18 protein-coding genes are annotated in these 23,837 nt (G+C 73.0%); 8 read left to right on the plus strand and 10 right to left on the minus strand.

The annotated features are described in order from the left end of the window. Positions 1-102: 102 nt before the first annotated feature. The 5 genes from KUF83_RS37585 to KUF83_RS37605 all read left to right on the plus strand — a co-directional run bounded on the left by KUF83_RS37585 (position 103) and on the right by KUF83_RS37605 (position 8,519). Positions 103-4,380, plus strand: coding sequence for an NEW3 domain-containing protein (locus tag KUF83_RS37585; protein WP_217459537.1), 4,278 nt, complete (start codon positions 103-105; stop codon positions 4,378-4,380). Continuing rightward, positions 4,377-5,087 (plus strand): peptidyl-prolyl cis-trans isomerase, encoded by a 711-nt coding sequence (locus KUF83_RS37590; protein WP_374106237.1) that lies wholly within the window; start codon positions 4,377-4,379, stop codon positions 5,085-5,087. The genes KUF83_RS37585 and KUF83_RS37590 overlap by 4 nt, the downstream gene beginning before the upstream one ends. Before the next feature lie 128 nt (positions 5,088-5,215). Continuing rightward, the gene (locus KUF83_RS37595; protein ID WP_217459538.1) at positions 5,216-6,586 is read left to right on the plus strand and encodes an extracellular solute-binding protein; all 1,371 of its coding nucleotides are present in this window, start codon (positions 5,216-5,218) and stop codon (positions 6,584-6,586) included. Between the two features lie 2 nt (positions 6,587-6,588). Next, positions 6,589-7,635 (plus strand): carbohydrate ABC transporter permease, encoded by a 1,047-nt coding sequence (locus tag KUF83_RS37600; RefSeq protein WP_254644941.1) that lies wholly within the window; start codon positions 6,589-6,591, stop codon positions 7,633-7,635. A gap of 5 nt (positions 7,636-7,640) precedes the next feature. Beyond that, positions 7,641-8,519 carry a carbohydrate ABC transporter permease gene (locus KUF83_RS37605; protein ID WP_217459539.1) on the plus strand — a complete coding sequence of 293 codons (879 nt, stop codon included), beginning with the start codon at positions 7,641-7,643 and terminating at the stop codon, positions 8,517-8,519. 27 nt (positions 8,520-8,546) lie between these two features. Here KUF83_RS37605 and KUF83_RS37610 read toward each other — a convergent pair whose 3' ends face one another. Next, positions 8,547-10,730, minus strand: coding sequence for a glycoside hydrolase family 3 N-terminal domain-containing protein (locus tag KUF83_RS37610; protein WP_217459572.1), 2,184 nt, complete (start codon positions 10,728-10,730; stop codon positions 8,547-8,549). A 225-nt stretch (positions 10,731-10,955) separates the two neighbouring features. Beyond that, on the minus strand, positions 10,956-12,299 hold the full coding sequence (locus KUF83_RS42350; protein ID WP_254644942.1) for a BadF/BadG/BcrA/BcrD ATPase family protein: 1,344 nt from the start codon (positions 12,297-12,299) through the stop codon (positions 10,956-10,958). Positions 12,300-12,447: 148 nt separating this feature from the next. Here KUF83_RS42350 and KUF83_RS37625 point away from each other — a divergent pair, with 148 nt between their 5' ends. After that, entirely contained in the window at positions 12,448-13,710 is a 1,263-nt protein-coding gene (locus KUF83_RS37625; protein ID WP_217459573.1) for a glycosyl hydrolase, read from the plus strand. A gap of 123 nt (positions 13,711-13,833) precedes the next feature. On the opposite strand, the gene KUF83_RS37630 is transcribed toward KUF83_RS37625, so the two are convergent. Continuing rightward, entirely contained in the window at positions 13,834-15,327 is a 1,494-nt protein-coding gene (locus KUF83_RS37630; RefSeq protein ID WP_308403314.1) for a glycoside hydrolase family 3 N-terminal domain-containing protein, read from the minus strand. Between the two features lie 190 nt (positions 15,328-15,517). Between KUF83_RS37630 and KUF83_RS37635 the strand changes: the two genes are divergently transcribed. Next, a complete protein-coding gene (locus KUF83_RS37635) occupies positions 15,518-15,877 on the plus strand; it encodes a DUF779 domain-containing protein (protein ID WP_217459541.1) in 360 nt (119 codons plus the stop codon). 82 nt (positions 15,878-15,959) lie between these two features. Further along, a complete protein-coding gene (locus KUF83_RS37640; RefSeq protein ID WP_217459542.1) occupies positions 15,960-17,189 on the plus strand; it encodes a phosphodiester glycosidase family protein in 1,230 nt (409 codons plus the stop codon). A 107-nt stretch (positions 17,190-17,296) separates the two neighbouring features. On the opposite strand, the gene KUF83_RS37645 is transcribed toward KUF83_RS37640, so the two are convergent. From KUF83_RS37645 to KUF83_RS37675, 7 genes are all read right to left on the minus strand, one after another. Beyond that, complete coding sequence (locus tag KUF83_RS37645) at positions 17,297-17,491, minus strand: hypothetical protein (RefSeq protein WP_151475394.1); 195 nt, start codon at positions 17,489-17,491, stop codon at positions 17,297-17,299. A 123-nt stretch (positions 17,492-17,614) separates the two neighbouring features. Continuing rightward, the gene (locus tag KUF83_RS37650; RefSeq protein WP_217459543.1) at positions 17,615-18,481 is read right to left on the minus strand and encodes a phosphatidylinositol-specific phospholipase C/glycerophosphodiester phosphodiesterase family protein; all 867 of its coding nucleotides are present in this window, start codon (positions 18,479-18,481) and stop codon (positions 17,615-17,617) included. 168 nt (positions 18,482-18,649) lie between these two features. After that, positions 18,650-19,300 (minus strand): ABC transporter ATP-binding protein, encoded by a 651-nt coding sequence (locus KUF83_RS37655; RefSeq protein ID WP_217459544.1) that lies wholly within the window; start codon positions 19,298-19,300, stop codon positions 18,650-18,652. Beyond that, positions 19,293-20,228 carry an ABC transporter ATP-binding protein gene (locus KUF83_RS37660; RefSeq protein WP_217459574.1) on the minus strand — a complete coding sequence of 312 codons (936 nt, stop codon included), beginning with the start codon at positions 20,226-20,228 and terminating at the stop codon, positions 19,293-19,295. Before KUF83_RS37660 ends, KUF83_RS37655 begins: the two co-directional genes overlap by 8 nt. 17 nt (positions 20,229-20,245) lie before the next feature. Continuing rightward, on the minus strand, positions 20,246-21,163 hold the full coding sequence (locus KUF83_RS37665) for an ABC transporter permease (RefSeq protein WP_217459545.1): 918 nt from the start codon (positions 21,161-21,163) through the stop codon (positions 20,246-20,248). Beyond that, a complete protein-coding gene (locus KUF83_RS37670; RefSeq protein ID WP_217459575.1) occupies positions 21,156-22,121 on the minus strand; it encodes an ABC transporter permease in 966 nt (321 codons plus the stop codon). Before KUF83_RS37670 ends, KUF83_RS37665 begins: the two co-directional genes overlap by 8 nt. Positions 22,122-22,141: 20 nt before the next feature. Continuing rightward, positions 22,142-23,725, minus strand: a complete 1,584-nt coding sequence (locus KUF83_RS37675; RefSeq protein ID WP_217459546.1) for an ABC transporter substrate-binding protein — start codon at positions 23,723-23,725, stop codon at positions 22,142-22,144. Positions 23,726-23,837: the final 112 nt, after the last annotated feature.

Below are 23,837 nucleotides of genomic sequence, written 5' to 3' on the forward strand. Positions count from 1 at the left end.
GGGGATGTATGGATGAACCACCGAGAATCTCGATGGATGGTTGTTTGAATCATCCTCTCGGTGTCACGATGGGGCTCCGCCGAGCACCCTCGTAGGAGCCCCATGCGCGTGATCTCTGTCGAGTCGACCGAGCTCTTCGTCGGAACCGCCGAACAGCCGCGCCAGGTGGTGGCCGTCGAACTGAGCCACTCCCCCGGCCGGACCGTCCGCCTCACGGTCGAGGGCCCCGGTGTCGCCGGAGAGTCCCGCGCCACCGCGGCCGACGACGGCACCGTGCGCGCCGAGACACCCGTGCTCAGCAGCCTCGCCCCCGGCGAGCGCCGCACCATCACGGTGACCGCGACCGACGAGCGCGACGCCTCTCAAGTCGCCGTGCACACCGCCGAGTTCACCGCCGCCGAGACCGGCTGGACCATGTTCATGGTCAGCCACTTCCACTACGACCCCGTCTGGTGGAACACCCAGGCCGCGTACACCGAGACCTGGGACGTCGCCGACGACCCGGCCGTCACGGGCCTGCCGGCCCGTACCTTCGACTCCCGCGGCCGGTCCGGGATGAGTCTCGTGCGCGCCCACTGCGATCTCGCGCGGCGCGATCCGGCGTACACCTTCGTGCTGGCGGAGGTCGACTACCTCAAGCCGTACTGGGACTCCTTCCCGGAGGAACGCGCCTTCCTGCGGGAGCTGCTGCGCACCGGCCGTGTCGAGATCATGGGCGGCACCTACAACGAGCCGAACACCAACCTCACCGGCGCCGAGGCCACCATCCGCAACGCCGTCCACGGAGACGGTTTCCAGCGCGGCATCATGGGGGCCTCGCCCGAGACGGCCTGGCAGCTGGACGCCTTCGGGCACGATCCGCAGTTCCCGGGCCTGATGGCCGACGCGGGTCTGACCTCCAGCTCGTGGGCGCGCGGCCCCTACCACCAGTGGGGCCCCACCCTCTCCGTCTTCGGTGAGGAACCCCGTGATCCGAAGCGGATGCAGTTCCCCGCCGAGTTCTCGTGGATCGCGCCGTCGGGACGCGGGCTGCTGACCGCGTACATGGTCAACCACTACGGCGCGGGCTGGGCCATCGACAACGCGCCGACGCTCCCCGAGGCGCGGGCGGCGGCGTTCAAGCTGTTCCGCGGCCTCAAGCAGGTGGCGCTCACCCGCAACGTGCTCCTGCCGGTCGGCGGGGACTACGCCCCACCGTGCCGCTGGGTCATGGACATCCACCGCGACTGGAACGCCCGCTATGTCTGGCCGCGCTTCGTCAGCGGGGTGCCCCGGGACTTCTTCGCCGCGGTGCGGGCCGAACTGGACGCCGAGGGGCGCAGGCCTTCGCCGCAGACACGGGACATGAACCCGGTCTACACCGGCAAGGACGTCTCGTACATCGACACCAAGCAGGCCCAGCGGTACGGCGAGACGCTGCTCGCCGACGCCGAGGCCTGGGCGACGCTCGCCTCGCTCGTCACCGGGCACGTCTATCCGGACGCCGCCCTCGACAAGGCCTGGCGTCAGCTGATCTACGGCGCCCACCACGACGCCATCACGGGCTCGGAGTCCGACCAGGTCTACATCGACCTGCTGACCGGCTGGCGCGAACTGGCCGACCTCGCCGAGACCGTCCACGCCGACGCGACCGGAGCCCTGGCTGCACACGTGGCCCCCCTGCCCGGCGGCGGCCCGGACCTGGTCGTCTTCAACTCCGCGACCTGGCAGCGGCGGGACGTGCTGACCGTCGCCGACCCCGGGCTCGTCCCGCTCGACGACACGGGTCTGCCGCTGCCCGCCGTCCGGGAGAACGGCGAACTGCGCGTGGTCGTACCGGACGTCCCCGGCATGGGTCTCACGGCGCTCCCTCTCGCACGGGGCAGCGTCCCCGAGTGGGCACCGGGCGAGGGCGCCACCATCCGCAACGAGTTCTACGAGCTGACCGTCGACCCGGAGCGCGGCGGCGCGGTCAGCGCGCTGCGCGCGCTCGCGGAGGGCGGCCAGGACCTGCTGCGCACCGGCGAGATCGGCAACGAACTGGTGGTGCAGGAGGAGTACCCACGCCACCCGCGTTTCGGTGAGGGCCCCTGGCATCTCACCCCGACCGGCACCACCGCCGCCCGCAGCGGCGAGGTGCCCGCCGACGTCCGCGTCGAGCACTCCCCGGCAGGCTCCCGGATCACCGTCACCGCGGACCTCGGCCTGTTCCGCTACACCCAGCGGCTGTGCCTGTGGAAAGGGGTGGCGCGCCTGGACCTGTCGACCACGATCGACGGCTACGACGGCGCCGACCGGCTGATCCGGGTGCGCTGGCCCTCCGACGTGCGGGGCGGGCTGCCGGTGCACGAGGTGGCCGACGCCGTCATCGGGCGCGGATTCGGCTTCGTGGACGTCGACAGCGAACGGTTCCCCTGGACGCTGGACAACCCCGCGAACACCTGGTTCGGACTCGGCTCCACGGCCCGCGCCGAGATCCGGGACGACACGGGCAGACTCCTCGGCCACCGCTCCATCGGGGTCGCCGAACTCGTGTACGGCTCCTGGGACGAGGCCGGCGAACTCGGCACTCCGCTCGCGGCGGCCCTGGTCCGCGTCGGTGTCACCGCGACCTCGACCATCGCCGGCGGGCCGCGCTACGGCGACCTGGAGGTGGACTCCAACCTGCCGGACATCCGTATCGCCGTCGGCGGCCCGGACCGCAACGAGGTCGTCGCCGAGGCACTCGGCTGGGATCCGGCCGCCGGACGCGAACTGCGCCGACAGCTGGCCGAGAAGGGCGTGGCGGCCGTCTGGGTCGCCCCGCGCGCGAGCCTGCGCGAGGAGTGGGTGCCCGGCGCCGACCTGCGGGACCTCGAACGGCTGCCGCTGCTCGTCGTCGCCGGCCTCCGGCAGGAGGACGACGCCAAGGCGGTCGACGCGCTGGTCGCGGACCTGGACGACGCGGTGGTGCGGGCCACGGCGGCGGGCGGCGGCGAGGCCCTTCCGCCGGGCGACGCCTGGGACGGCCGCAGCTTCGCCGTCCTCAACCGGGGCACCCCCGGCTGCGTGGTCACCAGCGCGGGCGACCTCTACATGTCGCTGATGCGCTCCTGCACGGGCTGGCCCTCGGGCATCTGGGTCGACCCGCCCCGCCGCACGGCCCCCGACGGCTCCTCCTTCCAGCTCCAACGGTGGTCGCACACCTTCGAGTACGCCGTGGTGGGCGGCGTCGGCGACTGGCGGGACCTCGGCCTGCCACGCACCGGCCACGCGTACAACCGTCCGCTCACGGCGCGGCTGCGCGACGGCGGCGGGTCCCCGGACGGCCCCCCGCTGCCCAGGCGGACGGCGCTGCTGGCGCTGGAACCGGCGGGCGAGGTGCTGCTCGACGCGCTGAAACCGGCCGGATCGCCGCTGGCCCGCGGCAGCGTGGCCCTGCCGGACCCGGGCCGGGGAGTCGTCGTCCGGATGCACGAGGTGTCCGGCCGCCCGGTCCGGGCCCGTGTGCACGGGCCGGGCGCCTGGAGCGCCGGGGCGCGCGCCGACGTCCTGGAGACACCCGGAGAGCCGCTGGCCCCGGACGAGGACGGTGTGCTGGACGTCGGCCTCACCGGGTTCGAGGTCGCGACGGTCCTGGCGACTGCGCGGTCGGCGCCCGGGCTGACCACGGCCGGGCCCCAAGTCGCCGCGCACGAACCGGCGCAGCCCGTCCACACGAGGTACTGGCTGCACAACTCCGGTCCCGCCCCGCGCGGCAACCTGCCCGTGGCGGTGTACGTCTCACCGCCCGCGCTCACCGCTTCCGGACCCGTGACCGCGACGGTCCGGGTCAGCTCCGAGCTGACGGACGCCCCGGTCTCGGGCACGGTCCACCTTCGGATACCGCCCGGCTGGTCCGCCGAGCCCGCCCAACTGCCGTACACGCTGGGCCCCGGCGGTTTCACCCTCGCCGAGGTCACCGTCACTCCCGCTCCGGGCGCCGCGCCCGGCCGCCACTGGCTCGCCGCACGCCTCGCGCACGGCGGCCAGACGTACGAGGACGTCGTGGCCCTCGACGTGCCGGGCACCACACCGGCGGACGAGCCCGACGGGCGCACGGGCCCGGCGCTGGTCTGCCGGCTCGGCGCCGAGCGCGTCGGTGTGCGGGCCGGCGAGCGCGTACGGGTCCCGGTGACGGTGCGCAACACCACGCGCGGCCCGGTCGGCGGCACCCTGTGGGCCGTGTCGTCGTGGGGAACCTGGCCGGGGGTGACCCCGGGCAGCCAGGGCTTCACCGTGCCCGCCGGAGAGAGCCGGGAGTGCGTGATCGAGGTGGACGGCGACGCGGTGGCCCCGGGCGCGTACTGGCTGATGGTCAAGGCCGCCTGGCACGGCAGCGTGGCCTATACGGAGGCCGTCCCCCTGGAGGTGCTGCCGTGAACGGTCACGGACACCCGCATCCGCATCCGCATCCGCATCCGCCCGATCCTCCCCCGGGCACTCGGCCGCCCGAGGGCGCGGCCGCGCTGGTGCACGGCAAGGCACTCGCCGCACGGCACGTCGACACGCTGCTGACAGCCGTGCCGCCCCGCGATCCGGGGACGCGGCCCGACGCGTCGGCGCGCGCCGAACGGCAGCGGCGGCGCTGGGCGACGCAGGTCGTCGTCGTGGACGAACTGGCGCGCCGGGCCTGCGCCGAACGCGGACTGCGGCCTCCCGAAGAGGCCCGGCCCTCCGAGATCCTCGCCGTCGCCGAGGCCGACGTCGCCGATCTCGGCAGCATCGTCGCGGCGGTGCTCGCACACTCCCCGGCCGCGCGGGCCCTGCTCGCCGCGCTGGAGGCCGAGCAGGACGTGCCCGCGGCGGCGGTGCGGGACTACTACGACCGCAGTCCCGACCGTTTCCTCACCCAGGACGCCCTGCGGCGCGGCGTCGATCCCTTCGGCGACCACTCGGGCGGGGCGCAGCCCTCGGACTTCCTGCCGTACGAGGCCGTACGCGCGGGCATCGCCCACGAGTTGCGCCGGTCGGCGGGCCGGCGCGCCTTCTTCAGCTGGCTCGACGAGGCACGGGCCGCGGTGGTGTACGCGGCCGGCCACGAGCACCCCGGCGACCCCTCCCAGCCGGACCACGAGCACCGGCACTGACGGTCCACGGAACCTAAAAGCAACACGGCACCCATTGACCTCCGATGAATTCTGGTCCACCTTTTCATCAATCGGAGTCGAAGTTGGTGAATTGAACCAGCAGAAGACTGGGTCTCAGGAGGGCAGCAATGCGCGCAAGAAGACTGACCGGATCCCTGGCCTGTGCCGTCGTACTGACGCTGACAGCCGCAGGCTGCGGCCTCTCCGGCGGCTCCGACGACGGGGACGCCACGGCGGGCGGCTGCAAGGTCGACCAGGGCAACGTCGGGTCCGGCAAGCTCGGCGGCGACGTCAAGGGAAAGATCACCTTCCAGACCACCAACCTGAAGAAGGACTTCGGCACCTACTTCAACGGCGTCATCAAGGCTTTCGAGAAGGCCCACCCCGGTACGAGCGTGAAGTGGATCGACGACCCCGGCGACTCCACCTTCACCCAGCGCCTGGTCGCCGACGCCCAGGGCTGCACCCTGCCCGACGTGGTCAACATCAACGTCAACACGGCCATCGCGCTGACGAAGAACGGCTACCTCCTCGACCTGGACAAGAAGGCACCGGACGCGGGCAAGCCGTTCACCGACGCGATGTGGAAGTCCAGCACCTACGCCGACGCGAAGGGCACGAAGGTGCACAGCGTGCTGCCCTGGTACTCCGGCGGCATCGTGCAGACCTTCAACACGGAGCTGCTGAAGAAGGCCGGCCTGGACCCGGCGAAACCCGCGACGACGATGTTCGGCCTGTTCGCCGACGCCGAGAAGATCGCCAAGGCCTCGGACGGCGACTACTACGCCTTCCTCGCCAACCCCTCCCTGCGCATCCCCGCCGACTGGCAGCAGATGGGCGTCGAGGTGCTGTCCGCCGACGGCAAGTCCTTCACCTTCGCCGACGACCCCAGGACGGTCCAGTGGGTCAACTGGATGAAGAAGCTCTACCAGGCCGGTGCCATGCCCCGCGACTCGATCTCCTCCAACCAGGACCCGTCCTCGGTCTACGGCCAGGGCAAGCTCGTCTACGGCCAGACCAACCCCAACTACCTGCGCTTCATCGAGCAGAACAACCCGACCGTCTACAAGAAGACCGGCGTCGCCCGCTACCCGCTGGACGACCTCGGTCACACCGTAGGCGCCCCGCAGTACGTCGGCGTCGCGTCGACGAGCAAGAACGCCCCGACGGCTCTCGCCTTCGCACAGTTCCTCACCAACGCCCGGAACCAGCTGGCGTGGGCGAAGGACCCGAACGTGGTGATCTTCCCGTCCACCACGGAGTCGCTCAAGGACCCCTTCTTCCAGAAGGTCGAGGGTGACGACCCCTTCGCCGAGGCACGCAAGATAGTCGCCGGTGACCGCCAGACCTCCACGGCCGACGAGATCGCCCTCACCCCGGGCGAGTTGAACGCCATCGCCGCCCAGGTGCAGCTCGCGATGCAGGGCAAGAAGAGCGCCCAGGACGCCCTGGACGAGGCCCAGTCCAAGGCCGACGAGCTGATCGAGCAGGGCAGCTGACGATGGCTCAGCGAGTGTCCCGCACCACCCTCGACAAGGCGCCCGTCCCCGCTCCCCCGGGGACGGGCGGCCCCCGCCCCGGCGCTTGTCCGACACCCCCGCCGGGGCGACTGCGTCGCGCCCTCCGTGCCCTGGCTCCCGGCCCGGCCGCGGACGCGGGGGGCGCGGCGCTCTACCGCCGCTGGTGGCTGCCCTGGCTGTGGATGGCGCCGGCGGTCGTCGCCATCACGGTCTTCGGGGTGTGGCCGTTCCTCAACACACTCATCCTGTCCTTCACCGACGCCAAGCCGCTCGGCGGCTCGTTCGACGTGGTGGGCCTGGACAACTACACGCGGATGCTCGGCGACGACGACTTCTGGCTCGCCACCCGCAACAGCCTGCTGTACGCGGTCGTCGTCGTCCCCCTGATGGTGCTGCTGCCCCTGCTGCTGGCGATCCTGGTCGAGAAGAACCTGCCGGGCATCGGCTTCTTCCGCTCCGCCTTCTACACGCCCGTCCTCGCCTCCAGTGTCGTCGTCGGGCTGAGCTGGCAGTGGCTGCTGAGCGACCAGGGACTGGTCAACACCTGGCTGGAGAAGGCCCATCTGATCCGGTCGGCCGTGCCCTTCCTCTCCGACCCGTGGCTGATCCTGCTGTCGGCGATGGGCCTCACCCTGTGGAAGGGCCTCGGCTGGTACATGATCTTCTACCTCGCCGCGCTCGGGAACGTACCGAAGGAACTGCACGAGGCAGCCTCCGTGGACGGCGCGGGCGCGGTCCGCCGCTTCTGGAACGTCACGGTCCCCGGCGTCCGCCAGTCGATGATGCTCGTCGGCACGCTGACCGGTATCGGCTCGCTCCGCGTCTTCACCGAGATCTACATGCTCGGCGGCTCCACCGGCGGCCCGGGCGGCGCCGACCGCACGCTCCCCTTCTACATCCGGGACGTCGGCCTCGACCCGCTCACCGGCAACGCCGGGTACGGCGCGGCCGTCAGTGTCGCCCTCTTCGTACTCACCCTGGGCCTCACGCTCCTCGCGCAGCGACTGACGAAGGAAGACGAGGAATGACCGGCATGACGACCGCTGTGGACAAGCGCCGACGCCTGATGCCCCGCTGGCGCGACTACGGCCGCCCGCGTGAACTGATCGTCCGCTACCTGCTGTTGCTGTTCGTCCTCGGGATCACCGTCGGGCCGCTGATGTGGCAGGCGCTGTCGTCGCTCAAGGGCGCGGGCGAGGACGTCTTCGGCGCGGGCGCCTCACTGATCCCCCGCGATCCGTCCCTGCGGGCGTACCGCGAGATCTTCGCCCAGGTCCCGGTGTGGACGTACATCAGGAACAGCCTGTTCGTCGCCGTCATCTCCATCACCAGTCAGCTCGTTTTCTCCACCATGGCCGGGTACATGCTCTCCAAGCCCGCCTGGAAGGGCCGCAAGCTGGTGTGGGTGCTGCTGATGGCATCCATGATGTTCCCCTTCGAGTCGATCATGGTGTCGTTGTTCCTGAGCATCCGGGACATGGGTCTCGTCGACAACCTGCTCGGGGTCTGGCTGCCCGGCTTCGTCGCCGCCATCAACGTCCTCATCATGCGGGCCGCGTTCCTCGCCGTCCCCCGGGAGATCGAGGACGCCGCGATGCTCGACGGCGCCGGGGAGTGGAAGCGGTTCCGGTACCTGTATCTGCCGTCGGCCTACGGGGCGATCCTCGTCGTCACCATCAACACCTTCATCAGCGCGTGGGACGACTTCCTCTGGCCGCTGATCGTGCTGCGTTCGGAGGACCACTTCACGCTGACGCTGGGGCTCGCCCGGCTGCAGACGTCGTCCTTCGGCTACGACCAGCGCATGGTGATGGCGGGCTCGGTGATCTCGGTGATCCCGGTACTGCTGCTGTTCGTGATCACCCAGCGGTGGTTCTACCGCGGTGTCTCCTCCGGAGCCGTGAAGCTCTGACGCCCCGCTGTCCGGGGCCCCTTCAGGTCACCCCTCGACGTGTAGCACCGCCGGCACGGCCGTCAGCGCGGCCCGCGCCGACTCCGCGACGCGGATCTCCAGGGTTCCGGGCAGCACGGCCGTCTCCAGGTCGGCGCCGACCTGCGCCAGTTGGGCGGCGCCGAGAGGGAAGGCGACCGTACGGGACTGCCCCGGTGCGAGGTCCACGGCCCGGAAGTCGCGCAGTTCGAGGGTGCGGGGCCAGACGGAGGCCCGCAGACGGCGGACGTAGAGCTGGACGACCGTACGGCCCTGCCGCCGCCCGGTGTTGACGACCTCGACCGTGACGGTGCGCCCGGCCAGGTGCGGCGGACCGTACCGGAAACTCGTGTACGACAGTCCGTGCCCGAAGGAGTACAGCGGCTCGGCGCTCTCGTCCACGTAGGCGCCGTACTCGGTGTCCTTGTGGTTGTAGTACACGGGGAGTTGGGCCGCCGAACGCGGGACGGAGACGGGCAGCCGCCCGACCGGTTCGGTGTGGCCGAGGAGCACCTCGGCGATCGCGTCGCCGCCCCACGGGCCGGGATACCAGGCGGTCAGCAGTGCGCCCGCGCGCCGCGCCGCCTCGGGAACCGCGTGCGGGCGGCCCTGGACCAGGACGACCACCGTCGGTGTTCCGGTCGCGGTCACGGCGTCCAGCAGGGCGTACTGGGCGGCCCCGAGCCGCAGCGAGGCCAGGTCGGCGCCCTCGCCGCAGGTCGTCCCGGACACGGCGGCGCGGGCGGCTCCGTTGGCCGCGAAGCCGGTGTCCGGTGTGCGTGCGCTGCTGCCGCCCAGGGCGAGCACGGCCAGGTCGGAGGCGGCCGCCGCGGCGACGGCCGCGGGGATGCCGGAGAGGTCGTCGCCGGTGAGCGCGCAGCCGGGGGCGTGACGGATGTCCGCGCCGGGCGGTGCGAGCCGCCGCAGTGCGTCGAGCAGAGAGGTGCCGGTGCCCGGTCGCTGCGGGGCGGTGTAGTCGCCCGACTGGTGGGTGATCGTGGCGGACTGGGGGCCCAGTACGGCGATGCGGGAGACGCGCGCGGGCACGGGCAGCAGGCCGCCGTCGTTGTGGAGGAGGGTGACGGCGGCTCGCGCCAGGGCCGTGCTCAGGTCGCGGCCGCGGGCCGGCGGCGGCGCGGCGGGGGCCCGCTCTTCGAAAAGCCCCAGCCGGAACTTCAGCCGCAGGACGCGGGCGACGGCCGCGTCGAGGACGGATTCGTCCACGAGCCCGCGCTCGACCGCCTCCTGAAGGTGTGTGAAGCCGTCGTCCCAGAGGCTGAGGTCGACACCGGCGTCGAGCGCGAGGGCGCCCGCGGACGCCTTGTCACCGGTGATGCGGGCCAGCCGGTCCACGGCGAGGCCGTCCGCCACGACCAGCCCGTCGAAGCCCCAGCGCTCCCGCAACAGCCCGGTGAGCAGAGCCCTGTTGCCGGCGCAGGGAAGACCGTCGACCTCGTTGTACGCGGCCATCACGGCGGCGGCGCCGCCCCGGATTCCGGCGCGCGCGGCGGGCAGATGGATCTCGTGCAGTTCACGGAGCCCGAGTTCGGACTCGGCGGAATTGCGCCCGCCCACGGTGGCGCCCTGCCCGGCGAAGTGCTTGAGGACGACGGGAGCCCGGTCGCCGGCGAAGCACTCGGCGCTCTCGCCCTGCATGCCCCGTACGAGGGCTTCGGTGAGGCGGGCCGCCAGGTACGGGTCCTCGCCGAAGCACTCCTCGGTGCGCCCCCAGCGCGGGTCACGGGCGATGTCGAGGGCCGCGACCAGCGCCACATGGCCGCCACGGGCGCGCAGTTCGGCCGCGGCGTGGGCGGCGGCCTCCTCGTACAGCTCGGGGTCCCAGGTGGCGCCGACGGCCAGGTTGACGGGGAGGACCGTGCCGTCGAGCGCCATGTGGCCGTGCGGCACCTCCTCGACGAACAGCGCCGGTATGCCGAGCCTGCTCCGCCCGACGACATGCCGCTGCACGAGTTCGGCCAGCGCGGCGCCGTCCTCGGCGCCGGGCCCGTTGCCGTGGTCGACCCCCGACCAGGCGTCGGCCCGCTGCAGCCCGTACAGGGCGCCGAGTCCGGCGAAGCGCTCGGTCTCGGCGTACAGCGCCTCGGTGAGTTCGAAGCCGCCCGGTGTGCGGCGGTAGGCGTCCCAGCCGTACATCCGCTGGTTGAGCTGGCCCGCCTTCTCCCGCAGGGTCATCCGGGCGAGCAGGTCGGCGACCCTGGCGTCGACGGCCGCGTCCGGGTCCAGATAGAGGGGTCCCTGGCCGTCGTGGCCCCGGGAGACCTCGGATGTCTGCCCGGCCCTGGGGGTCGTGTGTTCCGGAGTCGCCATGCGGCTGGTTCCTTCCGTGCTGCCGGTGCCGTGCCGGCCGCCGGGGGGCTCGTTGCGGGGTCCGCGGGTGCGGGCGGAGGACGGGGCCGGTCAGGTGGCCGGAGCCGAGGACGCCGGGCGGCCGTGCCCCAGCCGGGCGAGGGCCACGGCACCCCGGCAGCCGTCCGCGACCCAGTCGAGCCGCAGGCCGAGCTCCCGGAGCCGCTCGCTCAGGAGGACCGTGAGCGGCCCGTCCGGGCCGAGCAGCCCGCCGGTGGCGACCATGGGCTCGCCGGGGCGGGGCTCCAGAGCGCGGACGGTGTCCAGCAGATGGTCCACCGCCTCGTCGAGAATCGCCTCCGCGACGGGGTCCCCGGCCCGGGCGGCCTCGGCCACCAGCGGGGCGAGCCGGGCGAGGAGGATCGGTGGCCCGGCCATGACGGCGGGCAGCAGATGCATGCGGTACGCCTCACGCCGGTCACGCGCCCACCCGGGCTCCGCCGGAATCCGCCCGGCTCGGCCCGCACCGGGTCTGCCGTCACCGCGGCAGGCGTCGGTGCGGCGGTCCTCGGCGCGGACGCCACCCTCCGCACGGGCGCCTTCGCCCGGGCCGCCCTCGCCGTGGACGGCGGCGGAGTGGCCGGGAGCACCGCGCTCCGCGTCGCCGGGTGCGTCTTCGCCGTCGGTGTCACGGCCGCGGCCACCACGGCCCCTGCCGCCGCGACCGGCGTGGGCAGAGTCGGCGTGGGCAGAGTCGGCGTCGGCAGAGTCGGCGTCGGCAGAGTCGGCGTGGGCAGGGCCGGCGGCGCGTCCCGCAGGCGGGCGGGCCTCCGTCGGCACCTCCAGTGCCCGGCCGACCATGTCGGCCAGCACGGTGGAAGCGCCGCGTCCGTCCGCCATGCGCAGCGCCGCCCGTACCGCGCTGCGGCCGATCCAGAATCCGCTGCCGTCGTCCCCGAGCAGCCAGCCGTCGCCGTCGACGGTGACGGCACAGCGGCGGTCCTCGATACGGATCGCGACCGCGCCGGTGCCGGCCACCAGGGCCAGACCGTCGGCCGGCGCCCCGGGAGCGGAGGCGAAGGCCGCCTCGATGTCGCTGCTGACGCCGATCGAGCCGGGCGCGATGCCCAGGCGCCGCAGCGCGGCGGTGAGGGCGGCCAGGGCGTTGAGGCGTCCTGGCTCGTCGGGAGAGGTCTGCGCGGCGCCCGCGAAGCCTCCGGCCACGGCGACGACCCGCGCCCGCGCCCAGTCCGGCACCACCCCGGCGATGGCCTCGGCCAGGTGGTCGGTGAGCCGCGGCACCGGGACGGTGAGGGCGTTGCCGGGCCCGGCGGCGCCCTCGCGGAGCACACGGCCGTCCACGGCGGCTGCCAGGACGGCTCGGGTACGGGTGCCGCCGGCGTCCAGGCCCACCACGAGATCCTGAGCCAGATCCTGGTTCAAATCATTGTTCATCGCCGACCATGGTGGTTGATACATTCGTCGAGAACAAGCCCCGACCGCGCGTCGGAACGGGATTCCACCCCTTTTCCGCCTACGCCCCCTTCCTCTCCCACTCCTTCAGCGTTCGCACTCCCCCAGCCGGGACTCCGAGGAGGACTCCATCAGCGCTTCACCCGCGTTCGCCGCGTCCGCACCCCGCTTCGGCGTGAACTACACACCCCGCCGTGGCTGGTTCCACTCCTGGCACGACTTCGATCCGGCCCACGCCCGTGAGGACCTGGCCCGGATAGCGGAGCTGGGCCTCGACCACGTGCGCGTCTTCCACCTCTGGCCGCTGCTCCAGCCCAACCGCACCCTCATCCGCACCACGGCGGTCGATCAGCTCGTGCGGCTCGTCGACCTGGCGGCCGAGGCAGGTCTCGACGTCCTCGTGGACGGCGTGCAGGGCCATCTGTCGAGCTTCGACTTCTATCCGGAGTGGACCCGCGGCTGGCACCACCGCAACGTGTTCACGGATCCCGACGCCGTCGAGGCCCAGGCGGAACTGCTGCGCGTCCTCGGCCGCGCGCTCACCGGCCGACCCCACCTCATCGGCCTCCAGCTCGGCAACGAACTCAACAACCTGGTCGAGCACAACCCGGTGACGGCCGCGGAGGTGGACCACTACCTCGACACGCTGCTCGCGGCCGCCCGGGACGGTCTCACCACCACCGGCGCGAGCGCCACAGCGCCCCGCCACCTGGTCACCCACTCCGCGTACGACGCGGCCTGGTACGGCGACGACCACCCGTTCACCCCCGAGGCCTCGGCCCGCAAGGGGGATCTGACCACCGTGCACCCGTGGGTCTTCTCCGGCGACTGCGCGCGCCGCTACGGCCCCCGCTCCACCGAGGTCCTGCACCTGGCCGAGTACGGCGTGGAGCTGGCCACGGCGTACGCCGAGGACGCGACACGGCCGGTCTGGGTGCAGGAGACCGGCGCCCCGGAGCCTCACATCCCGGCCGCCGACGCCCCGGGGTTCGCCCGCGCGACCGTGCTGAACGCCGCCGGGTGCGCGGGGCTGTGGGGCGTGACCTGGTGGTGCTCGCACGACGTGGACCGCTCGCTGGCCGACTACCCGGAGCTGGAGTACACGCTGGGCCTCTTCGACTCCGCCGGCCGCGCCAAGCCGATCGCCGCCGCGTTCGCCGAGGCCGTCGCCGAGGTGCGGGCCGCACCCAGGCCCGGGCAGCGTCACACGGCCCTGGTGCTGGACTGCACCCCCGCCACCCGGTCGGTCTCGGGCCCGGGCGGCAGCTTCTTCGAGGCCTGGATGCGCCTGCGCGAGCGGGGCGTGCGCCCGGCCGTGGTCCTGGCCTCCCGTACGGACGATGCCACGCACCTCGCGGCCCGGGGCATCACGGAGCTCGTACGCGACATGTGAACGCGCCGGAGCGGTCGGAGCACGACTCACGGGACGGCAGGAAGACGGGCGGTGGAGGCGGGCGGTGGAGGGTCCGAGAGCGGCCAGAGAGCGGACCGGGTGCGACAGCTGGAGGGCCGGGGCTCAACGGCCCGCCAGTACCTCCGCCGCCGCCCGCAGGTTGACCCGGCCCCGCCCGTACGAGCAGAGGCTGTCCCCGTCCTCCGGCAGCCCGGTGGAGACCCGGACGGCGTCCGGCCGCCTGGCGAGGAGGGCCGATCGGAAGCGGTCCTGCCAGGGGTGCAGTCCCGCGTCGCAGGTGGCGACGACCAGCGGCGAGCCCTCCGCCCACCGCAGGATCCCGGCGACGAGGGCCGCCGGCTCGGACGGCTCTCCGGTGACCGCCGTGCCCGAGGCCGTGGGATCGACGGCGCGCAGTTCGGTGAGCAGGTCCTCGCCGCCCCAGTTGAGCGCGGGGTGCGGCGGCGGGAACAGGTCGACGACGTGGGCTCCGGTCACGGGCGGCGGCGCGGGCCGGCCGCGCACGGCCCGGCGCGCCGCCTCCTGTCCGGCCCCCGTGTCCCAGCCGGCGACCGTCGCGGGGTCGACCGGGTCCGCGTACCGCTCGACGAGCCGCTCCACACGCCCCGCGGCCTCCAGCACCCGTTCCTCGGGCAGCACGCCGGCGCGCAGCGCGCCGAGTACGGCGTCCCGGCAGGCGAGGGTGGTCTCCAGGTCCGGTACCGCGACGATCACCTGGTCGGCACCCGCGGCGAGCGCGATGCGGGCGCCGGCCGCCTCGCCGTAACGGTCGGCGATCGCCTTCATCTCCAGCGCGTCGCTGACCAGGACCCCGTCGAAGCCGAGCTCGTCGCGGAGCAGATCGCGCAGGACGCGGCGGCTCAGCGTGGCCGGGCGGTTGGGGTCGAGCGCCTGGAAGACGACATGGGCGCTCATCAGCATCGGCACGCCCGCGGCGACGGCCTCGCGGAACGCCTCGAGGTCGGGCAGGAGCTCCTCGTACGACCGCGGGTCTACGGCCGTGTCGTGGTGGCTGTCGGTGACCGTGCCGCCGTGGCCGGGGAAGTGCTTGGCGCAGGAGGCGATGCCGCGCGCCTCGGTGGCCGTGATCCAGGCCCGCAGATGGCGTCCGGCGAGCCCGGGGTCGCCGCCGAAGGACCGGGTGCGCACGATCGGGTTGTCCGGGTGGTGCTGGAGGTCGGCGACCGGGGCGTACGAGGCGGTGATGCCGAGGGTGGCGAGATGTCCTGCCAGCGCGTCGGCGCAGCGGGCGGTGAGCTCCGTGTCGTCGACGACACCGAGGGCGAAGTTGCCGGGGACGTCGGGGGCGCCCGCGCCCACCAGGTGGCCGATGCCGCCGCCCTCGTTGTCGATGGCCACGAGCAGGTCGGGGCGTACGGCCCGCAGCTCGTCGGTGAGCCGGCGCACCTGCTCGGCGTCGCGCACGTTGCGGGTGAAGAGGATGACGCCGCCGAGACCCCGGTCGATGAGCCGCTTGAGGGTGTGGGGGACGCTCGCGGTTCCGTCGAAGCCCGCGACGAGGCAGCGGTGGGCGGCTTCGTCCAGGTCGACGGGCAGCGCGGGACCGTCGTACACGGCGGGCACGGTGTGGATCACGACGGTTGTCCTCCGATCGGATGATGCAAGCCACCAAAACATAACCCCAAGGTGAATCAATCAACCAGCCTCGGTGTCATACGCAGCGATCTCCCGACGGGCCCTGACGCGCGTCCGCCGGCTCGGTAGTGTCCGCCGCAGCGGTCACGACCTGATCCGGTACGCCCGAAGCGACGAGGAGTGATGCACAGTGCCCTCTTCCGCCCCACGCGTGGAGCTGACACCCGCCGCGGCCGAGCTGCTGCGGCGACTGCGAGCCGTCCACGGTCCGCTGATGTTCCATCAGTCCGGAGGCTGCTGCGACGGCAGCGCGCCCATGTGTTACCCGGAGGGCGAGTTCAGGACCGGCGACTCCGACGTCCTGCTCGCCTCACTGGCCGTCGAGGGGGGCGAGGAGCCGGTCACGTTCTGGATGTCGCGGAGTCAGTACGAGGTGTGGCGTCACACCCGGCTGATCGTGGACGTGGTCGAAGGGAGGGGCAGCGGTTTCTCGCTGGAGGCACCCGAAGGGGTACGTTTCCTGACCCGTTCGCGTCTCGTCGGCACGTAGCCGTCGTCACGGCACCCGCTCTGTGGTGAACTCCCCTGTGTCCTGGGCTATTTGAGGAGACAGCGGAGAGAGCAGGGGCAGCGTGACACGACGCACCGGACGACTCAGAACCGCACTGACGGTCTTCGCGGCATGGAGCGCGCTGGCCGGTGCCGCTCTCGCCGGGGCGGCACCGGCCAGCGGCGCACCGGCTTTCAGCCGGCTGGCGCCGGGCGTGCGCTACGCGGAGTTCGACATCCCGGCCGCCAGGGGTGTGGCGCACGCACATGTACTCAGCATCGATCTCGGCAACCCCCGGGTGAGCGTCGATCTGCTCCACCCCGGCGCGGTCGCGGCCCGCGCCCCGATCTCGCGGCTGGCCGACGCGCAGGGCGCCGTCGCGGGCGTCAACGGCGACTTCTTCAACATCACCGAGACCCAGCACCCGGGCGTGGAGGCGACCGGGGCGTCCGTCGGCCCGGCCGTCGCGAGCGGGCGCACGACCAAGGCGGCGGTTCCGGACGGGCAGCGCTTCGGCCCCGCCCTGCCGCCGGGCACGAGCACCGAGGACGTACTCGGCGTGGGTACGGACCGCAGGGCCCGCCTCGACAGCCTGGTCCTCGACGGCTCGGTCGAGACCGGTGGGACGCGGCTGCCGCTCGGCGGCCTCAACCAGTACGCCCTGCCCGTCGGGTCCGTCGGCGCGTTCACCTCCGACTGGGGCCGGGCCTCCCGTGTGCGGGCCACCTGCGGGACGGACACCGATCGCGCCGCGCCCTGCAGCACGGACACCCACGAGGTGACGGTCCGGGGCGGCCGGGTCGTGTCGTCGGCCCCGCTCCCCGGCAGCGGACCCATCGCGTCCGGCACCACGGTCCTGGTCGGCCGGGAGGCGGGCGCCCAACACCTGCGGAAGCTGTCCGCGGGCGAGCGGGTCGTGGTGCGGCACCGGCTGGTGGCGGCAGCGTCGAAGATCCCGTACCACTTCGCGGTCGGCGGCTATCCGGTCCTGCGCGGCGGCAGGCCGCTCGCGGGGCTCGACGACGTCACGTCGGCGGTCCGGACCGCGGCGGGCGTCTCGGACGGCGGCACCCGGCTGCTGCTCCTGGCGCTGGACGGGGCACCCGAGTTCCGCAGCGGGCTGACCATCGCTGAAGTCGCCGACACCATGCGGCAGCTGGGTTCCGTGGACGCGTTCAGTCTGGACGGGGGCGGCTCCACCACGCTGGCCGCCCGGGAGCCGGGGTCGACGGCCGCGACCGTACGGAACCATCCCAGCGGCGGGGCCGAACGCCCGGTACCGAACGGGATCGGCGTGTTCTCGCGGTCCTGAGACACCCCGGCCGGTCCTGAGACACCCCGGCGCCGCCCGGTGGCCCCGTACGGCAGAACCGTGCGTCACACCGGCGTGCGGGGCGGGCCGCTCGGCTCACCGGCGGTTCAGGGCCTGAGGCTGCTGACGATGTCGGCGGTCGCGGTGAGCCCGTTGTGGATGGTCGGCGCCATGCTGGTGCTCGCGAGGTAGAAGCCGAGCAGGACGCAGACCACGGCGTGCGAGAGCTTCAGCGCGCCGTTGCGCAGGAAGACCACCGCCAGGATCACGAGCAGCAGTACCACTGAGATGGAAATGGCCACCGTCAACCTCCTCCGCCACGTCCACACCGCGGCTTTCGGCCGCAAGTGTGGCGTAGTGGGGGGTTCGTCCGGGCGGCTGACGTGTCCGCCGAACGTGTGTTGACTGCGTGTGGAAGCGCTGGGCTACGCCCGCGGGCGGGCGTCCAGGAAGGCCTGGAGGCCTGCGAGGTCATCGGTGTTGAGGTGGTCGACGTCCGCGGCCAGGAGTTCACCCCAGAGCGCGTCGCGGGCGGGACCCGCCAGGTCCGGTGTCGCCCAGAAGCGGACCTTCTGTCCACGGGAGTGCGCCGTCGAGACGATCGCGTGCAGCTTCTGCCGTTCGGCCTCGGGGAAGGCGCCGACGCCCCGCCAGGTGAAGTGGAGCGTCCAGTTGTCGCTGATCAGCGGGATGAAGGAGGCCGGGGCCGGCACGGGGGCCAGCAGGTCGAGGAGCCGGCCGTCGTAGAAGGCGCGCCGTACGGTCTGGGCCTCCATGGGCGCCCGGGCGGCGCGGTCCCCGGAGATCACGGCCGTCACCGGGCCGGGCAGGACCCGGCCGTGGGCGTACGTGGTGAACAGGTGCCGGTAGCGGCGCAGTCGGCGGTCGAGTTCGAGGTAGGTGGACGAGCCCTCGGTCTTGATGTCGATGAGCAGTTGGAGCGGCCCGCGGTGGCCCCGGTACACCGAGCCGCGGTTCGCCTTCACCCGGGCGGCGAGGGGGTTCAGGTAGAGGGACTCCAGCGTGCGGGCCGGGTCGAGTTCCACCGGGTCGTGGGCGACGAGGAGTTGGCCGTCGACGAGGAAGATGTCGGCCTCGACGCTGCCGAAGCGGTGGCCGAGCGCGTCGAGGAGGGGCCGGGGGTGGAGGTAGTCGTTGTGAGCGTGGGCACGCCACAGGGGGCGCGGGCGGTGCCTGCTCTCCGTCGCCTGCGCGTGGGCGGGCACCGCGATGCCGCCCGCCAGACCGGCGGCGAGGGTGGTGAGGGCTCTGCGTCGGGTGGTGAGGGCCATGTCTGCCTCCCTGGGAGTGCCGTACGGGGCCACGGACGCGCCCCGGCCGGGCGAAGACGGGACTGGGGAGAGTATGCGGGGCCGACGCGCCCAAGGAGCAGAGCCGTGCGGGGAGTTGGCCGGACCGCCGTTGCGCGTTCACTTCGCCGGACGGCCTCCGGCGGAGGGTCACCCCGAGGTCAGCTCGGCCCAGCCCACCGTCCGGTCGCACCACCGCTCCAGCAGCACCCGGTCGTGCCCGACGGCCAGCAGGCCCGCCCCGCTCTCCCGCCGGTAGGCCTCCACGACGCCGACCAGCGCGGCCGTGGTCGAGGCGTCGAGCATCGCGGTCATCTCGTCGCAGACGAGCCAGCGCGGCCGCAGCGCGAGCGCCCGGGCGAGACAGGCCCGCTGCAGCTGACCGTCGCTCACCTCGTGCGGCCGGCGGCCCAGCAGGTCCGCTCCCAGCCCGACGGTTTCGGCCAGTTCGGGTACGGCGTCGACCGGTCGGCCGTTGGACCGCAGCGGTTCGGCGATGAGGTCCGCGAGGGGCAGCCGGGGGTCGGCCGACAGCCGCGGCTGCTGGAAGACGACTCCGAACGCGGTGCGCTGCGACCGGGGCGCGCGATGGCGCCAGCCGCGTGCCGTCCCACCGTCCAGGACGACCTGGCCGGTGTCGGGCCGGTGCAGCAGGGCGGCGACCCGCGCCAGCGTGGACTTGCCGCAGCCGCTGGGTCCCTGGAGTCCCACGGCCTCCCCCGCGCCCACGGTCAGGGTGACGTCACGGACGACAGGGGCGCGCCGGTCGTATCCGGCCGTGACGGACCGCAGTTCAAGCACGCGCCACCTCCACGTGATGGCAGGCCACGCCCGACTCCAGGGCCGGGACGACCTGGCAGGCGTCGCCGGCCCGTTCGCAGCGGGCGGCGAAGGCGCAACCCCGCGGCAGCGCGCCGAGTTCCGGTGGCATGCCCGGGATCGGGGTGAAGTCCCGTTCGGGCAGGGCGTTCAGCAGGCCGCGCGCGTAGGGGTGGCGCGGGCCCGGCGAGCCGAAGAAGGCGGGCGCGTCGGTGATCTCCACCAGGCGTCCGGCGTACATCACGGCGACGCGGTCGGCGATGCGCCCGGCCGCCGCCAGGTCGTGGGTGATCAGCAGCAGGGCCCGGTGGTCCCCTGTGTGGCGGCGGAGTTCGTCGACGGTCCGCTCGACGAGGTCGCGGTCGAGACCGGTCGTCGGTTCGTCGGCGAGCAGCAGGGGCGCGCCTCCGACGAGGGCGAGCGCGGTGGCGGCCCGTTGGGCGAGCCCGCCGGACAGTTCGTGCGGGTAGCGGTCGAGGTGGTCCTCGGGGAACGCGGCGCGCCCCGCGGTGGCCGCCACGTTCTCCGGTGTGGCGGCCCCTGTCAGTTCCCGGACCGTTTCGCGGAGCTGGGACCGCACGGTGCGTACCGGGGTGAGGTGGGCTGCGGGGCTCTGCGGTACGAGTCCGACGCGCCGGCCGCGTATCTCGCGGGCCAGCACCCGTTCGTCCGCGGCCAGCACATCGAGTCCGTCGTCGCCGAGCACGGCCGAGCCCGCCACCGAGGCGTTGCCCGGCAGCAGGCCGAGCAGCGCCGAGGCGAGCACCGACTTGCCGCAGCCGCTCTCGCCCACGAGGGCCAGGCACTCCCCCGCCGCGAGGTCGAAGGAGACGTCCGTGACGGCCCGTACGTGGGTTCCGTCGCGCATCCGGAAGCGTACGGAGAGTCCCCGCACCGACAGGACGTTCACGCCATCGGTCGGCGGTGTCACAGCATCAGCTCCGATCGGCGGCGCGGGTTGAGCCGTTCGCGCCAGGCGCCCGCGAGTCCCGCGATCGCCAGGGTGGCGGTGACGGCGCACAGCCCGGGGAAGAGGGTGGGCCACCAGTCGCCGGCGAGCAGCGATCCGCGCGCGCTCTGCACCAGCGTGCCGAGGCTGGCCTGGTGCGTGGGGAGGCCGAGCCCGAGGAAGGAGAGGGCGGATTCGTGCCAGACGGCGTGCGGCACCATCAGCACGGCGGCGAGCCCGGCCTGGGGCAGCACTCCGGGCAGCAGGTGCCGTACCGCGACCCGGTAGCGGGAGGCGCCGCCCGAGATCGCGGCGTCGACGTACGGGCGGGACCGCAGGGAGAGGACCTCCGCGCGGACGATCCGGGCCGTCGACAGCCAGTGGGTGAGGGCCACCGACACGACGACCGGCCACACTCCCGGCCGGAACATGGCGACGATGAAGATGCCGAGGAGCAGGTGCGGCACGGACGCGAACGCGTCCACCAGGCGCATCAGCAGCCGGTCGGTCCACCCGCCGAGCGCTCCCGCGACGGCGCCGACGGCCGTACCGACGACGGTGGCGACGACAGCGGCCACCACACCGACGAGCAGCGAGACCCGCAGCCCGTAGACGCAGCGCAGCAGCAGGTCCCGTCCCACGTCGTCGGTCCCGAACGGGTGCTCCCAGGAGGGTGGTTGGAGCTTGGCCGCCAGGTCCACGGCCTGCTGGTCGAGCTGGACGACGGGCGGTACGAGGAGGACGGCCAGGACCAGCACGGCCACGACGGCCGCGGAACCGCGCACCCGCCAAGCACGCGTCGAGCGCCGCACGACCGCGCGCGTGCGCCAGGTCACGCCCGGCTCGACGGCCTCGGCAGGCCCGCTGACGTCGGTCGCTCCGGTCGTGTCAGCCATCGAAGCCCACCCTCGGGTCGGCGAGCCCGTACAGGAGGTCCGCGAGCAGGTTGCCCACCAGAACGGCGATCGTGGCGAGCACGGTGAGCGCGGCCAGCAGGGGGAAGTCGACGGCGGTGGCGGCCTCGACCGTCGCCGCCGCGATGCCGGGCCAGCTGAAGACGGTCTCCACGAGCAGCGCGCCGGTGATGAGTTCGGGCACGCGTGAGCCGATGAGGGTGAGTACCGGCAGCATCCCGGAACGCAGGGCGTGCCCCAGCAGGACCGTCCGCTCGGCGAGTCCACGCGCGCGTGCCCCGCGGACGGGGTCCTCCTGGAGCGCGTCCCCCACGCCCTGCCGGACGTACAGGACGAACCACGGCAGCTGGGAGAGCGCCAGGACCCCCGCGGGCAGCACGAGATGGCGTGCGACCTGCCCGGCGGTGACCACCGTGCTGCCCGCGTCGGTCAGGCCGCCCGCGGGCAGCAGCCCCAGTTTCAGCGCGAACAGCCAGATGACGAGCAGCCCGAGCCAGAACGGCGGCGCGGCCTCCAGGGTGTACGCGAGTGAGGAGACGGCCCTGTCCGTCCAGCCGCCCGGCCGGCGCGCGGCGAGGACACCGAGCAGGCCGCCCAGCAGCACGGCCACCAGGAAGGCGGTGGCGGCCAGCAGCACGGACCAGCCGACGCGTTCGCCGATCACGTCGGCGACCGGCTGCCGCAGGGCGCTGGAGTCACCGAGGTCGCCCCGCACGGCGGCCGCCAGCCAGTTCCACCACCGGGTGACGAGCGGCTCGTCCGCGCCGAGGTTGGCACGCAGCTGGTCGAGGGTCTCCTGCGAGGCGCTGAGGCCGGCGGTGCCCGCGTACGCCTTGACGGGGTCGAACGGGGAGGCCGCGGCGATCGCGAAGACCCCGAACGTGACGATGCCGAGGACGGGGACGGCGAACAGGACCCGCCGTCCGGTGAGCCGCGCCATGGGCCCCCAGGGCGGACGGCTCACGGACGCCAGTCCTCGACGTTCCACCACGGGCCCGCCGCGAGACCGTGGTCGTGCGGCTCGACCTGCGTGGACAGTTCGCCGAAGCGGTCGTCGACGACGTACAGGTGGTCGATGTGGGTCAGGAAGGTGTAGCCGGGGTTCTTCACCAGCTCCCGCTGCACGGTGTCGTAGGCGGCCTTGCGCTCGGCCGGGTCGCCGCTCTCGCGGCCGGCTTCCAGGGCGCGGTCGACGGTGGCGTTGTCGTACCAGCCCATGTTGTTGAAGCCGTCGCCCGCGAGGTCCGACCTCAGGAGCGCGTACTGGTCGAAGTCGGGGTCGGCCGGTGAGCCGCCGCCCGCGAGGACGGCGTCCTTGGGCATGCGCGGCTCGATGACCTCCCAGGTGCCCGCCTGCACCTTGGCCTCGACGCCGATCTTCTTGGCGTCCGAGGCGTAGGCGAGGGCATGGTCCTGGCGGAGCTTGTCGCCGGAGACGTACCAGAGCGGGAAGCTCGCGCGGACGCCGTCCTTCACGCGGATGCCGTCCTTGCCGGGCTTCCACCCGGCCGCGTCGAGGATCTTCCGCGCCTTCTTCGGGTCGTACGCCCGCTCGGTGCCCTCGGTGAACCACTCGCTGTCCGTCGGGACGGGTCCGTGGGCCACCTTGCCGGCGCCTTCGAGGATGCCGTCGACCATGGCCTGGCGGTCGACGGCGATGTCGAGGGCCCGGCGCACGGCGGTGTTCCCGGTGACCTTGTTGCCGGTCGGCAGGGTGACGGTGCGGTAGTCGAAGCTCTCGGCCGCGTACGTCTTCCGGCCCGAGCCCTTGAAGGCCTTGGCGAGGTTCGGCGGCAGGATCGCTCCGTCGAGGTCACCGGAGCGCAGCCGGGTGGCGCGGACGTCGTCGTCCCTGATGATCGCCATGGTGAAACGTTTGATCTTCGGAGCGCCGCCCCAGTAGCCGGAGTTGGCCTCCAGGACGATCTGCTCGCCCTTGGACCACTTGACGAGCTTGTAGGGCCCGGTGCCGACCGGCTTCGTCCCGAAGGAGCCCGTGTTCGAGTCCTGGCCGCCGGCCATGTGCTCGGGCGCGATGGGCAGCACCGTGCGCTCCGCGAAGGGCGCGTAGGGGTACTTGAGCCGGAAGACGACACTGTCGGCGCCCTTGGCCTCGACGCTCTTGATCGCGGCGAGTTCGCCCTTGGAGGCGTTGTTGGTCTTCTCGTCGAGGATCGTCTCGTACGTGAAGACGACGTCCTCGGCGGTGAACGGGTGGCCGTCGCTGAACTTCACGCCCCGGCGCAGCTCGTAGGTGTACGTGCGTCCGCCGTCGGTCACCTTCGGCAGGGCGACCGCGAGCGCCGGCTTCAGTTCCAGGTCGGCGTCGTGCGTGAGCAGCCCATCGAAGATCTTGGAGTTGCCGTCCTTGCCGAAGCCGAGGAGCGGGCTCAGGGTCTCCGGTTCGTACGCGATGCCGACGACGGCCGAGGTGGCCGTGGCACCGCTGTCGCCCTCGCCGGGCGCCGAACAGGCGGAGGCGACGGCTGCCAGAGCGGTCGCCGTCGCCAGGGCGCCCATGCCTCGTATCGATCGGGCCCTCATGCCGCCCACCCCTAATGCAGATCAACTGTTATTGCGAACAGTTCGCAATTATGCATGATGTATGAGGTGGGCAGAGCGAAGGCCCGCTCCTGTCCGGGGGGTCGGAGCGGGC

It is taken from the genome of Streptomyces sp. BV286, assembly GCF_019090165.1.
GTDB lineage: Bacteria > Actinomycetota > Actinomycetes > Streptomycetales > Streptomycetaceae > Streptomyces.

Bases quoted from the DNA above. Each gene is read 5' to 3' on its own strand.
- KUF83_RS37585 (WP_217459537.1), top strand. From the start codon at position 103: ATGCGCGTGATCTCTGTCGAGTCGACCGAGCTCTTCGTCGGAACCGCC.
- KUF83_RS37595 (WP_217459538.1), top strand. From the start codon at position 5,216: ATGCGCGCAAGAAGACTGACCGGATCCCTGGCCTGTGCCGTCGTACTG.
- KUF83_RS37600 (WP_254644941.1), top strand. From the start codon at position 6,589: ATGGCTCAGCGAGTGTCCCGCACCACCCTCGACAAGGCGCCCGTCCCC.
- KUF83_RS37605 (WP_217459539.1), top strand. From the start codon at position 7,641: ATGACGACCGCTGTGGACAAGCGCCGACGCCTGATGCCCCGCTGGCGC.
- KUF83_RS37610 (WP_217459572.1), bottom strand. From the start codon at position 10,730: ATGACCCTGCGGGAGAAGGCGGGCCAGCTCAACCAGCGGATGTACGGC.
- KUF83_RS42350 (WP_254644942.1), bottom strand. From the start codon at position 12,299: ATGAACAATGATTTGAACCAGGATCTGGCTCAGGATCTCGTGGTGGGC.
- KUF83_RS37650 (WP_217459543.1), bottom strand. From the start codon at position 18,481: ATGGCCCTCACCACCCGACGCAGAGCCCTCACCACCCTCGCCGCCGGT.
- KUF83_RS37665 (WP_217459545.1), bottom strand. From the start codon at position 21,163: ATGGCTGACACGACCGGAGCGACCGACGTCAGCGGGCCTGCCGAGGCC.
- KUF83_RS37670 (WP_217459575.1), bottom strand. From the start codon at position 22,121: ATGGCGCGGCTCACCGGACGGCGGGTCCTGTTCGCCGTCCCCGTCCTC.
- KUF83_RS37675 (WP_217459546.1), bottom strand. From the start codon at position 23,725: ATGAGGGCCCGATCGATACGAGGCATGGGCGCCCTGGCGACGGCGACC.